A 13,259-nucleotide genomic window follows, 5' to 3' on the forward strand; every position below is an offset into this window, starting at 1 on the left:
ACAAACCTGGCCTTTGATTTTATAAGTGGCTTAATTCATATAATGCTTTGGCATAGATAGCTGTCGCTTTGATTAAATCATCGATTTCTATAAATTCATCAATTTGGTGAGAGCTATCTACCTTACCAGGGAAAAGCGCACCGTAAGCCACTGCATTTTTCATTAACGCTGCATATGTTCCCCCGCCCGATGTTAAAAGTGTGGGTTCATCCCCTGTAATCGATTGATAAGCCGATTGTAGTGTTTTAATCATTGGATGATCGGCAGGGATATAATGTGTAGAGAATTGTTGCGCATCAGCGATTGTAAAATGGCAGGTCTCAGCTTTTTTCGTGATCATTTCAATGGTATGTTGGTAATCATTATTTAATGGGAATCGAATGTTCAACTGAATTGAGCCACCAGCTGTATGATTATAATTAAAAATGCCGGCATTAACCGTTAAAGGTCCGAGCACATCTTCACTGTATTGGATTCCCAACTTTTCCCCAAAAGGATCACTATATAGGCTGTTTTCGGCAAATGTGATAAATGATTGGTCACTACCCGCAAAGCTTAATGAGTTTAAGAAATGCAGGCACTCCAGTCCGGCATTCACTCCATTTTGCGGTTCCATACCATGCACAGTTTTACCGTAAAGGGTTAAAATAATCGTTTCATCAGACTTGCTGACCTCTCCATGCAGCCCCTGTTCCGTACAATATGTTTTAAAACGATTCACAAGTTCCTCAGGGTGTTTCGTTTTAATTTTAGCAGCGGCTTTCCCAGGTACCATGTTTCCCCTGTCACCCGAAGAAAAGTTAACTAAAATAGTTCCATGTTTTTCTTCTTCACTGCCATTTAAAGTCAGTTTCACGTTAATTTGCCCTTTTTCGGCGTGCACCATCGGAAATTCATTATCAGGAGAAAAACCGTAAGTTGGCGCGGGTTCTACGTCAAGATAATGTTTCATACAGCGCATACCGCTTTCCTCATCTGTGCCATAAATCATGCGGATCTTCCTTTTCAAAGGAAGGCCAAGGCATTTCAATATCTTTAACGCATAAAATGCAGCCATTCCCGGTCCTTTATCATCAATAGTACCGCGGGCATAGAGCTTTCCTTCTCGAATAGTTGGTTCATAAGGTGTTGTTGTCCATTCTCCAGGAGCAGGAACCACGTCGACATGGGCAAGTACCCCAATATAATCTTCAGACTCTCCCCATTCAGCAAACCCGGCAAAGCCGTCTAAGTTTTTTGTTTTAAAACCCTCATTTTTGGCTAAAGCCAAAACATAATCCAATGCTTCGCCAATCTTTTCACCCATTGGATATTCGGGAGTACTCGTTGTTAAATCCTTAACACTCGCAATACGCAATAAGCCTTCCAAGTCCTTTAAAAGATCATCTTTTCTTTTTTCCACTTCTGCCAGCCAATTGATTTCCATTACAACTTCAACTCCCTTCTCAATTATGTCCATAAAAGCTGTCACCTAAATTATATATATCCTTAATACCGCGAATTTTAATATCTAATAGCACTGCTTGTATTGCATCTATATTTCCATGAGTGTCAGAAATAATAGCCGTCTTCACAAATAAGAGCCCCCTTATATCCTATACATCTACTCTCTTTCTAAAGTAAGCCCTCATAATAAAACTTATTTCCCTAAATGAATTCCACAAAATTATAAAAAACCTTCTTCAAGTAACCTACCCAATCGATTAAGTTTAAACCTTTACTATCTCGATTGCATTCTATATAAACTAATATTGGTATTGTTCACTTTCCTCCACAATCTGGCCCTATACCAAAAGAAAAGGCACAATTCATATTAGAGAATTGCCCCCGATTACTTAAATATGATACTTAACTAGGTATATTTTATTTCATCATCTCATTATAAATATAGAGACTATATAATGCAGGTATCAACAAACCAAGAGCAAGGCAAAGAACAGAACAAACCTCCACGCTTATTCCAAAAGAACAAAATTCAATCTTATACTACCAAGAATAATAACGGAAATACGGCAGTCATGAAAAAAGAAAGCTGCCAAAACTTGAATTTGCTTGCTTTATCTAAAATCGTCCCTGGTTGTTTGTTTACACTTTATACTTCGCTAGAAAAATTTTTTCTCAACTTTAAGGAGGAAATTTAATTGGAATCAGTACCATCTACCCAAACGAAGCTACAAGCTCGTGAATACACAAAAAAAAATGCACTTATTTTCATTGCTGTTGTGGCTATTCTTATTGGAACTATTTTTGTGAGTTTATTACAACTTCAGCCACCAAAGGTTGTACCAGCTACTGGTTCAGCAAATGAGTTTTCTGCCGAGAGAGCACTCTCCCATTTAAAAGAGTTTGCTGTAAAACCACATCCTCTTGGATCGGTAGAACATGACAGAGTTCGAGACTATCTTGTTCACAGTTTAGAAGAGTTAGGATTAAATCCCGAAATCCAAAAAGTCAATTCTTTAAATAGTGTCGACAGATGGATAGTAGGCGGCACGGTGGAAAACATTGTTGCCAAAATCGAAGGAACGAACTCTACAAAATCGATTATTCTTGTTGCACATTATGATTCTGTACCAGGATCACCAGGTGCAGCCGATGATGGCGCCGGAGTGGCTGCCATCTTAGAAACAGTAAGGGCCTTAAAGGAAATGGCACCTCTTCAAAACGATGTCATTATACTCTTAACAGACGGAGAAGAAAATGGATTACTTGGAGCAAAAGCATTTGTAGAGGGACATCCTTGGGTAAATGATGTCGGATTAGTGTTAAACTTTGAGGCACGGGGAAACGAAGGTCCCTCTTTTATGTTTGAAACAAGTGATAACAATAGTTGGCTAGTTAAGGAGTTCGTTCAAGGCGCTTACACACCTGTCGCTCATTCCTTCCTTTATAGTTTATATAAGCAAATGCCAAATGATACTGATTTCAGCGTGTTTAAAGAAGCCGGTCTTAAAGGATTAAACTTTGCCTTTGGTGATGGGGTTAGCCATTATCATACAACCAGCGATAACTTTCAAGAGCTAAGTTTAGAAAGTCTCCAGCATCACGGCGAATATATGTTACATCTTGTCACCCATTTTGGAAACGTCGATCTCACTCAAACTCATGAAGGGAATCAAGTTTTCTTTAACATTTTGGGTTCCAACATGATCACCTACTCAGACAAACTTGTCATTCCGATTATGCTGTTGGCGGTTATTCTTTTTGTCGTTACGGTCGTACATGGATATTGGCTTAAGAAACTATCCCTTCTTGGAACATTTGCAGGTTTTCTTGTTTTCATTATTGGCATCATCGGGTCTTTTGCCATCGGATCAGGATTATGGTCCGTACTCACCTTTATTTTTACGGATCAAGAATGGTTAATGGGAACCGATAAGACGGTTGATACCTTTTACTTCATCAGTTTTTCCATTATTATCTTTGGTTTCTTGACTATCCTTTATGGGTTGGCCCATAAAAAAATCAAAACAGGCAGCTTAATGATGGGTGCCTTATTTCTTTGGTTAATCCTTTTAGCTACCTCGAGTTTTCTGCTCCAAGCAGGCAGTTATGTGTTTGCGTGGCCACTATTATTTGCTCTAATCTGCGTCAATATTTTAATTCGTTTAGATGAGCATTCATGGAAGAGTTATCTTGTTACAGCTGGTTTTGCCATCCCGGCATTTCTTATTCTATCACCAGTTATTTATCTCTTTGAAGGCCTCATATCCATGCATATGGCTGGTGTGCTCATGGTCCTTGTTTCTCTTTTAGGTGCCATGCTGGTATCTATTTTCACCACCTTAAAAATAAAATTCAATTGGGTGATACCATCCATCTTCTTAGTTACAGGATTATTGGTCATGATCACTAACAGTATCAACCTAAATAACATGCCGACAGCAGAACATCCACAAGCAAGCGATATTGCTTATTTTATGGATGCAAATTCAAAAAAAGCATATTGGGCGGCCCGTCAGCCATTAGATGAATATACATCAAATTATATTAATGAAAATGTGAAGAAAGGCCATACGTCAGAATTATTTCCTATTTTAAACTGGGATATAAGTTATACCCAGGCTGATTTATATGGCATGGAAGCACCTAGTGTGACGATATTATCTGATAAGGTTGAAGGTGCCAAGCGGACAATAGAATACCAATTGAAAACGAATCGCAATGCTGAAGAATTGTTAATGGAGTCTTTTTCAACGATGAATGTATCTCAACTGATCATCAATGGAAAAGAATTGGAGTTGAAGCAAAAAGAATTTACAAAGGAATCGCCATTTGAATTCAATTACGTTCTAGGTCAAGCCGAAGAGTTACATGTAAAGGTAACCGTAAATGCTAAGGATTCTATAGAGTGGATGATAGCCGATCGCTCTTACAGCATTCCAGAATCAAAAGGGGAACGGTCGTCAAAATACAGTACCTATGGGGATAATTCATACATCATGAAAACGATTAAACATTAATGACCATTAAATAAAGGCCGACATATACAATGTTTGATTTTCCAAACTAGTATATGTCGGCCTTTTAATACGATTGACTGCTTGTAAAACATCGGGAGGTATTTGAATGGAAATCAAATAATGAATACCATTTAAATGGTAAAACTTGAACAATAAAACTTAATTACTTATGATACGGTTCACCACCATTAATCTTAAACTAATTTACCTTCTGTAAAATCGGCAACTCTTCCTCAACAATCTGGTCCGATTGCTGAACAAGAAAAAGTCTTGCATTTCAAAACAGGATTTTTGATCAAGCTTTATTTCAAAGCTACATTTAGAAACATACACAGCACTGTCGACCATGTACATATGAAAAGACCCCCTCCCAAGCCCCTTATAACCCCCTACCAATAAATAAATCACTAAAAAGAAACAAAATAAAAAACAAAAAAACGACTACAAGCATTACTTCGAAGAAAAGTAGTCGTAGTCATTTTTTAAAAAATATAAAATAAACCCGCCAAAATTCCTTCTTCATCCCTATATACATCATGGAACCATCAATTACATATGTTTCATTAAGGAATGGGAGGAATAAATATGGCAGTGTATCGTAATGTGCAGGTGAATTTTTGGCAGGATGATTTTGTTTTGGATTTAACGCCGGAGGAGCGCTATTTTTATCTTTATTTGCTGACTTGTTCGAAGACGACGCAGTGCGGAATTTATTCGCTGCCGAAGCGTTTGGCGGAGATGGAGACTGGGTATAATCGGGAGACTGTTGAGAAGTTACTACAGCGTTTTGTTGAGTATGGAAAGATTTTGTACGATGCGGAAACGAAGGAGTTATTTATTTTAAATTGGCTTCGTTATAATCCGATTACGAGTACGAATGTGGAGAAGTGTGTGCTGCGTGAGCTGAAGAGTGTGAAAAGTGAAGAGTTTGTTAAGATGTTTCTTCGGAAGTGTTTGGAGGACGAGATGAGTATTCCGCTACTTTTAGAGCAATTCGGTTCGCCTTATGATGTGTCTGATATTGTTACAGAGGAGCTGATTGATCAGTATGTGGCAGAGGAACAAGGTGAGGAAGAGGAGGAAGAAACGGGAAACGGTGTATTTCTGTTTTATGAACAAAATTTCGGTAGTTTGTCGCCTTATGTGGCGGAAGAATTAAGTGAGTGGATGACAGATTTATCGGAGGAGCTTGTGTTAAAAGCGCTACAGATTGCGGTTGAAAATAATAAGCGGACGATTGGTTATGTGAAGGGGATTTTGCGGGAGTGGCATAGAAAAGGCTATATGAAGCTGAGTGACGTGGAACAAGCAGAAGTGAAGTTTCGGAAGAAGGAGCCGCCTGGTATGCAAGAGACGGAGAAGTTTTTGGCGGAGTGTGAGGAGTGGGAGAAGAATACCCCGTCTGAAGAAGAGTTGCAGAAGTTCTTGCAGGAGCATGGATGGCGGCCATGAGCATTCAAAATATAGAGGCGGAACAGACGGCATTAGGTTCTTTATTGCTTGAGGGAGAACTGATTCAGGAATGTCGTCTCACTGAGCACCATTTTTCTACGGCGGTGCATCAAACGGTATTTCGGTTGATGCGAGAAATAGAGGAAAGTGGACAGAAGATTGATCTTGTTATGCTCGTTTCGAAGATGAATCCCGACTTTTTGAAGCAAATTGGCGGGATTGAGTATTTTGTAAATATGATGGAGAGTGTTCCTACGACGGCGAATTTCGCGTATTATGAGGGACTTGTTTGGAGTGCGTGGAAAATGAATCAGGCGGGGAGTGCGGCGCACAATATGTGTGAACGGCTTCTTGCGGAGAAGGATGAAAAAGTGATCGGTGAGACGATTGCGAAACTTTCTGAACTGGAAGAAGGGAAATGTACGCTTGATTTTGATTTGAAGGATACGTTAGTCGATCTTTATGAAGAGCTCCATCAAGATACAGATGAGGTAACGGGCATTGAGACAGGTTTTACAGCTTTAGATAAAATGACATGTGGCTTGCAGGAAGGTGACTTCGTTGTGATTGGGGCGCGGCCTTCGATCGGAAAAACGGCATTTGCTTTAAATATTGCGCTTCATGCGGCGAAATCGAATGCGGCAGTTGGATTGTTTTCTTTAGAGATGAGCAATAAGCAATTGCTGAAACGAATGCTTTCTTGTTTGGGCAGTGTATCAGTAGAACGACTGAAAAATCCGAAGCATCGTTTTACGATAGACGATTGGGGGAGAATGAGCCGGGCCTTTGCGGAAATTGGTGATCTGCCCATGGAAATTTATGATAAGGCCGGCGTTACAACGCAAGAGATTTGGATGCAAGTGCGCAAATTGAAGCGAAAGTATGAGGATAAAAAATTGCTTGTCATTATTGATTACTTGCAGCTTATTACAGGTGATTCAAACTATAGAGGAAACAGGTTTCAAGAAATGAGTGAAATCTCTCGTAAATTGAAGTTAATGGCACGTGATTTAAACGTGTGCGTCGTAGCGCTGTCGCAACTCTCCCGCGGGGTGGATTCGCGTCAAGATAAGCGCCCGTTTTTATCTGACTTAAGAGAGACAGGGCAGATTGAGCAGGATGCGGATTTGATTATGCTTATGTACCGGGAAGATTATTATGATAAGGACACGGAGCATAAAGATATTACAGAAATTCAAGTTGCGAAGCATCGAAACGGACCGATTGGGACGATGAAACTGAGATTTTTGAAGGAGTTTGGGAAGTTTGTGGAGAGGGAAGGCTAGACTTGTTTTTGAGGTTTTTAACAGTACCCGGGCAGAAGTCCCCTTCCTCAAGCACGTGCAGGACATAGTCTGGTGGTAGGGAGGGGTGAATGTTAGTCGTGCACAGCGCGAAATTGCTGTTTTCTTTTTTGTAATTTCATATATACTAGCGGTAAAGGGAACGTACATTCGTTTCTTTGTTTTTATGATGGCTTCTCCAATAGGTAAGTCATTTTAAAATATCTAATAGTGATCCATTGATAATAAACCGTTCAAAGTCAAGAAGGTAACCATGATTCTAGTAAGTAGTGCAATATCAGCAGCAAATATTTTTATCGAATGCCATGAAAATCCTATACTATAAATTAGTAATGGAATAATAGTAATAGATATAACGAAAAGTATAATTCCGGAGATACGCCATAAGCTTCTTTTACGAATCTTTCCTGATTGGGACTTTACTAATTGATAAATAAAGGTTCTGGTGCAAAAACTATAAGATTTATGTAACTAATCTCTGAAACTTGGACATACTGATACTAGTACTCTAAAAAAGAACAGATTGATTTACGGGATCAGTCTGTTCAAAATCAGAAAGAATTCATCCATCAATTGTTTCGACTTGCAGCATAAGATACGATTCCGTTAAGAATATATGTGTTTTATTCTCTTTTATTTTTGCACCAGAACCATTTTGTCTTTAGTGAATTGCAGGCTAAGGTGTTTTTCGTTAGGTGGTGTAAGAATCACCATTAAATTCTTCTATATCATTGTTATGATAGGAAGGATATGTTAATGTATTGAAGGGGGTGGTTTTATGAAGTTTGGTAAAAAAGGATTATTGATTGCAGCAAGTTTAAGTCTTTTTGCTTTATCTGCGTGTGGAAAATCTGCAAAAGAAACAGTCGTTTCTTCAACAGAAAGCATTTTAAATGCAAAACAAATGGAAGCAAGCGGTTCAGTTTCTTTTAAATTCGATTCTAATGCGAAAGATATGAAACCAGAAGATAAAGCAGCAATGGATATGTTAAAAAACGTATCAATTACAGTTGATTCAAAAACAGATAAAGATGCAAAAAAAGACGAAATAACAATTGGTGCAAATATTAAAACAGATGGAATGAAAATGGATGTATCGATTCCAATGTTTATGGATGAAGGGAAAAAGGCTTTATACGTAAAAGCGAATAATGTAAAATCGCTATTACAATTAGCTGGCATTCCTGGTGATAGTTTTTCTACGCTAGAAGGAAAAGTTATCAAAATGGATATGAAAGATTTAGGAGAAGTAGATACAAAAGAATCTATGGAAATCCAAGAGAAAGTACAGAAAGCGTTATTAGATGCAATCAAAGCGCTTCCTGAAGACAAATTTACAAAAGAAAAAGATGTATATACTGTGAAATTAACAGGTAAAGATTTAAAAACAGTGATTGAAAAGGTATTTGATGAAATGTCTAAAATGAAAAACTTCACTGGAACAAAACAAGAAATTGCAGACTTTAAGAAAGAATTGAAAAATGCAAATCTTGGTAAATCTTCTATTTCTTTAACTTATACAATGGATGGAAACACAATTAAAAAACAGGATGCAGTAATTCATATCGAAGCAAAAAATCCTAAAGATGAAAATGAAAAAATTAAATTTGATATGAATATTCATTCTAATATCAAATCTATCGATAAACCAATCAAATTCACATTCGATACTTCTGAAAAGAACATTGTTCCAATGGATGAGTTGCAAAAAATGATTGGTGAATTTATGAATCAATCCATGATGAATGATGGAATGGATGGCGGGGAAGTAACTCCTCAACCAGCTCCAATAGAACCTGCAGCATAAAAAAGACCCCTTAAGGGGCATAGCGACATCGATATAATGCGAACGGATTCAATGGTGAAGTTTGTTTACATATTATTGCTGTTCTCAGATAGGTAATTTGTGATATGTTGGGTTTTTTTATGTAGGGAACAAAACCACTATGCTGTAGCGTAGTGGTTTTGTTTTGTTTGAAATATATGTAGCCAAGCAAACAAAAAATTGCTAGATAGGGTATTTTTGCCCATCCTCCGAAAAAGGGGGGGAGACAAAATATACCAATATTTCCGTGATAAATTTGCTATTTTGAAGGGGAAGGAGAATAAATAAAAAATAGAATTCAAAGGGTATATTGAATTCTATCGTTTGTTTATTTTTCTTATAAAGGTATATTCGTCAACGAACATACTATTCTATTTTCCCTGCCTGGCGCAGATGTTCTTCCAGAAGTTCATATAAACTTGGATCACCACATGTACATGCTGGGTCATTGTTTATACGTGTGAATGTACCACCAACATTCATGTGAATGTTTCCGTTTGATTCATTGAACCATACGCTTAATGGGATAGGGATTGTTTTCTTTTTCGCTTCCGTTCCTTCCTCCCATTCTGCGATGAATTTTGTGTATGTGTTTTGCATAAGTTGTGGGGTTAAATGTCCGTAAATGTAGTAGTTGTCTTTCATAAAGATGTTTTTCTTTTTGCTTCCATTTTTAGCTGTGAAATATGGAAACTTGGAAGTGCGGATACCGACAAGTTCAACTATTTTGATTGTTCGTTGGAAGTCTTTCTCCGTGAAAAACTTCCAGAAGTTACGGAAGATTTGAGCGTGTGATTTTTCCTCCCATCTTATTGTTTCTCCATCTATGGTCATTTCAAAGATTTGCATGTTCATTTTTCATATCTCCTTTATTTAATAGATTGAGCCACGTAGTTGCTGTTCGATTTGCTTGGCAGTTGTCATATCGTACAGTTTCATTGGCGCTAAAAGGCTAAATGCATTTTGTTTTTCTATTTCGCTTGCTGCAAGTTTTACATCTTGAAATAAGTTCAAATCCATGTACATCTCTAGCGTCTTCATTGCTAGAAATTGACTTTTATGCTCCTTGTTATAAAAAAGTTCCTGCAGTGCGTGGATTGCGCTGGCTAAGATTTCTTGTCTCATGTGATTGACTCCTTTTCTTTTTTTTTATATGTAAAAGGGCTTGAGGTCATTATATAAATTAATTTATTTATATAAATAGATTTATATAATGTATTGGTAAGTAGACACATTGAACTTTTATAGCCCGATTATGTAGTTCTTCGCTAGAGTTAGCAATGTTTATTCGAAATGCTTCTCAAGCATTTTCACTCTTTCTTGTTGCCGTTCTTTTATCTGCTCAGCCTTTATTTCTTCAGCTGGATCAGTAGAGAACAGGCTAGTCCAAATTGTAAACCATAATAAGAACAACATTCCAAGTACGGAGATACATAGCAAAATCATCTGCACACGTTGTGAAGCTATGATGTTTTTTATACGTTTCATTTTATTTCTCGCTTCCGTTTGGCTTGAAATATCATCTCATCTCGGAGATTAATAGCGAGCATATCATGTATTAGTTCTGGTGTTTCTACCATTACATAAATTTGATACTTAGGATTGCTGCGGTTTCTCATCGTATGGTGTAAGTCATGCCCCATTCTAATCAGTTCCATAGCTAACGATTTCTTATATAGGTTACTCGGAGTTTGATGAGGAAAATGCTATTCAATATGTTGTTGTTGATAGTGGAGGTACGACTGAAACACCAACGAATGAGTTATTATTAACTTTAAAATCTAGTAATAAGATTGATTATAGTCAATTTGAATCAAAAGAATTAGATCGGTTATTTGCTTTATCACAACTTATTCAAGAGAATAATAAAAAAATAACACACCTTGAAATAAGGGACAATAAAGGTGATTATACAGGTCTTTCTTTTAAAGATGTACAAGAAAGTACAACGAAAGAAGAACTGCTACTAACAATGAAAAATGCATCAAAAGATTACTGGACATATTTGATTCAAACACAAGTGGAAGATAAAGTAAATGGAGACCATTGAACAACTAGATAACATGTATTCTGTGAATAGATTAATTGAGGATGCTTTATGTGCTTTTGCTGATCGTGTTAAGGAGTATAATATTCAAAGATATTCGAATACAATTACTACATGTTTCAATCATATTAGCAAAAATATTTACCATGAAATATCTCTCAATGATCTCGCTACACTACTTGATATGAATCCTACTTATTTATCTAAATTGTTTAAAAAGGAAGTGGGAATCCTTTTAAGTGAATATATTCAAAGGGAGCGAGTAGACGAAGCAAAAAAACTATTAACATTAACTACATATCCATTATCAGATATTTGTGCTTGGCTTAACTTTTATGATCAAAGTTATTTCACAAGAGTGTTCAAAAAAATATGTAACATGACTCCTAGACAATATCGTGAAAAGCATACTGTGATATAGTCTTTATTTATATCATCTTGTTTCTTTATTCATAGTTATGTATTTATTATTTTAACCGAGAAGACCCCCTCCTCTAAACGAAGTGAAGGTGGGGGGAGTTCAATTTATGATAAACTACCTACCAGTTTTAGGAGATATAGGATGTTTAATTCCTAATTCATCTGCGCAATGACAATACTTTCCTCCTACGTTAATAAAAGAAACTGTTCTCAAATACCAACGGAAAGGTATGAATGTTCGGTTAAATAAAAGTGATTTCGTTCTAGATCTTATAGAAATTCATTCTGCTAATTGGTTTTTATCTCTTTTAAACGTGTAGAGCGACCTTTTGAAGATACGTCTTGAATCTTTAGCCATGGTTTATAATCTGCATTCCATTCCTGAACCTCGATCTTCTTGAATCTACTTTTCAATTTTTGGTGTTCTTTTTCTTTTGGACATAAAAAACACCCCTGTAGATAAAAAGATTCAAAGGGGTGTTTCTTCGCAACTTTTTTAAAACGTCGTGACTTTATGAATAAAGGAGATATTGTACTTATTCGTAAAGAAGATACAGTTTATATTGAAGAAGTTGAAGCATACTCTTTCTAATATCTCTATAATGAGAATTTCTATTTCTTGGTTAAAGCCGTCAAATAGTCAATATTACTATCAAAAGAATGACTAGAGAACTCGAGGATAAAAGGTAAATCTTTCCGTTTAATATTTGCTCCTTGTAACAATTGTACGAATTCCCCTTAATAATAATCATGTTTTTATAATTTTACAAACTGAAAAATATTATTATTATATAACTATATTGTTCATTTCATAGTAAAATCACCACTAACAGTAATGATATATTAATAAAAATGAAATATACATGAAACACATTTCATTATTTTGAAATAAATTAATGGCTAATTATAGTAATTAAAGTCAATAAACCTCCTGAATACAAGCGGTTGAAAGCATCTTTCTGTTGTTTCTATCATTGTTACAAAGTGTTAATGATATATTACGAATCGTTTGTAATTCTATGATTTATCCAAATCTCAAAAAATGATTGTTATAATGAGAACTCGAAAACAAATGCAATGGAGGCTATTATGAAAAAGATAATTGGTGTAGCAACAGCAGCAGTTTTGGGTCTTGGGATTTTCACAACATCTGCTAATGCAGAAACTGTCGTAACAGCTGATGTACTAAATGTAAGAGAAAACTCAACTACGAAATCAAACATTGTTGGTAAATTACTAGATGGATATAAATTAAATGTTATACATACAGAAAACGGATGGTCAAAAATCAAATTAAATGGTAAAGAAGCGTTCGTAAGCGCGGACTTTACAAAGGATATCTATTACGTAACAGCAAACGTATTAAATGTACGTGCTGAAGCAAACACAAACTCAGAAATTCTTGGTAAATTGAAAAAAGACGATGTAATCGAAACAACACATCAAGTACAAAATGATTGGTTACAATTTGAATACAATGGAAAAACAGCTTATGTACATGTTCCTTTCTTAACAAGTACAGCGCCTGTTAAAACGCAAGAGGTAGCTAAGGTTCAAAAAGTAGCGAAAACGCAAGAGGTAGCTAAGGTTCAAAAAGTAGCGAAAGCGCAAGAAGTGGCGAAAGCGCAAGAAGTGGCGAAAGTGCAAGAAGTGGCGAAAGCGCAAGAAGTAGCGAAAGCGCAAGAAGTAGCGAAAGCGCAAGAAGTAGCGAAAGCGCAAGAAGTAGCGAAAGCGCAAGAAGTAGCGAA

The 13,259-nt window shown here is 36.5% G+C and carries 13 protein-coding genes and 3 pseudogenes; 10 read left to right on the top strand and 6 right to left on the bottom strand.

Features of this window, described 5'->3' with window-relative positions:
* Positions 1-19 precede the first annotated feature (19 nt).
* The gene (pepV, locus tag J4P91_RS18550; protein ID WP_207995328.1) at positions 20-1,426 is read right to left on the bottom strand and encodes a dipeptidase PepV; all 1,407 of its coding nucleotides are present in this window, start codon (positions 1,424-1,426) and stop codon (positions 20-22) included.
* 19 nt (positions 1,427-1,445) lie between these two features.
* On the bottom strand, positions 1,446-1,574 hold the full coding sequence (locus J4P91_RS18555; RefSeq protein WP_207995313.1) for a metallophosphoesterase family protein: 129 nt from the start codon (positions 1,572-1,574) through the stop codon (positions 1,446-1,448).
* A 327-nt stretch (positions 1,575-1,901) separates the two neighbouring features.
* On the opposite strand from J4P91_RS18555, the gene J4P91_RS18560 reads away from it, so the two are divergent.
* The 7 genes and pseudogenes from J4P91_RS18560 to J4P91_RS18585 all read left to right on the top strand — a co-directional run bounded on the left by J4P91_RS18560 (position 1,902) and on the right by J4P91_RS18585 (position 9,026).
* Positions 1,902-2,141, top strand: coding sequence for a hypothetical protein (locus tag J4P91_RS18560; protein ID WP_207995314.1), 240 nt, complete (start codon positions 1,902-1,904; stop codon positions 2,139-2,141).
* Positions 2,142-4,463, top strand: coding sequence for a M20/M25/M40 family metallo-hydrolase (locus J4P91_RS18565; RefSeq protein WP_207995315.1), 2,322 nt, complete (start codon positions 2,142-2,144; stop codon positions 4,461-4,463).
* A gap of 585 nt (positions 4,464-5,048) precedes the next feature.
* Positions 5,049-5,915, top strand: coding sequence for a DnaD domain-containing protein (locus J4P91_RS18570; RefSeq protein ID WP_207995316.1), 867 nt, complete (start codon positions 5,049-5,051; stop codon positions 5,913-5,915).
* Complete coding sequence (gene dnaB / locus J4P91_RS18575) at positions 5,912-7,201, top strand: replicative DNA helicase (protein WP_207995317.1); 1,290 nt, start codon at positions 5,912-5,914, stop codon at positions 7,199-7,201. Before J4P91_RS18570 ends, dnaB begins: the two co-directional genes overlap by 4 nt.
* 85 nt (positions 7,202-7,286) lie before the next feature.
* The gene (locus J4P91_RS29445; RefSeq protein ID WP_279538658.1) at positions 7,287-7,418 is read left to right on the top strand and encodes a hypothetical protein; all 132 of its coding nucleotides are present in this window, start codon (positions 7,287-7,289) and stop codon (positions 7,416-7,418) included.
* A 311-nt stretch (positions 7,419-7,729) separates the two neighbouring features.
* A pseudogene (locus J4P91_RS18580) lies at positions 7,730-7,813 on the top strand (IS6 family transposase); the annotation flags it as partial.
* A 184-nt stretch (positions 7,814-7,997) separates the two neighbouring features.
* Positions 7,998-9,026: a hypothetical protein gene (locus tag J4P91_RS18585; protein ID WP_207995318.1), complete on the top strand. Its 1,029-nt coding sequence runs from the start codon at positions 7,998-8,000 to the stop codon at positions 9,024-9,026.
* 384 nt (positions 9,027-9,410) lie between these two features.
* On the opposite strand, the gene J4P91_RS18590 is transcribed toward J4P91_RS18585, so the two are convergent.
* The 4 genes from J4P91_RS18590 to J4P91_RS18605 all read right to left on the bottom strand — a co-directional run bounded on the left by J4P91_RS18590 (position 9,411) and on the right by J4P91_RS18605 (position 10,702).
* The gene (locus J4P91_RS18590) at positions 9,411-9,899 is read right to left on the bottom strand and encodes a hypothetical protein (RefSeq protein ID WP_207995319.1); all 489 of its coding nucleotides are present in this window, start codon (positions 9,897-9,899) and stop codon (positions 9,411-9,413) included.
* An 18-nt stretch (positions 9,900-9,917) separates the two neighbouring features.
* Positions 9,918-10,169 carry a hypothetical protein gene (locus J4P91_RS18595; protein WP_207995320.1) on the bottom strand — a complete coding sequence of 84 codons (252 nt, stop codon included), beginning with the start codon at positions 10,167-10,169 and terminating at the stop codon, positions 9,918-9,920.
* A gap of 159 nt (positions 10,170-10,328) precedes the next feature.
* Positions 10,329-10,532 (bottom strand): hypothetical protein, encoded by a 204-nt coding sequence (locus tag J4P91_RS18600; RefSeq protein WP_207995321.1) that lies wholly within the window; start codon positions 10,530-10,532, stop codon positions 10,329-10,331.
* On the bottom strand, positions 10,529-10,702 hold the full coding sequence (locus tag J4P91_RS18605; protein WP_207995322.1) for a hypothetical protein: 174 nt from the start codon (positions 10,700-10,702) through the stop codon (positions 10,529-10,531). The genes J4P91_RS18600 and J4P91_RS18605 overlap by 4 nt, the downstream gene beginning before the upstream one ends.
* Positions 10,703-10,710: 8 nt before the next feature.
* Between J4P91_RS18605 and J4P91_RS29750 the strand changes: the two are divergent.
* From J4P91_RS29750 to J4P91_RS18615, 3 genes and pseudogenes are all read left to right on the top strand, one after another.
* Positions 10,711-11,070: pseudogene (locus J4P91_RS29750) on the top strand (hypothetical protein); the annotation flags it as partial.
* 10 nt (positions 11,071-11,080) lie between these two features.
* Positions 11,081-11,512: pseudogene (locus J4P91_RS18610) on the top strand (helix-turn-helix domain-containing protein); the annotation flags it as partial.
* Positions 11,513-12,600: 1,088 nt separating this feature from the next.
* Positions 12,601-13,259: SH3 domain-containing protein (locus J4P91_RS18615; protein ID WP_243763910.1), on the top strand; the 659-nt coding region annotated here is incomplete at its 3' end.

Source organism: Bacillus sp. XF8, from assembly GCF_017498755.1.
Taxonomy (GTDB): Bacteria; Bacillota; Bacilli; order Bacillales; family Bacillaceae_G; genus Bacillus_A; species Bacillus_A bingmayongensis.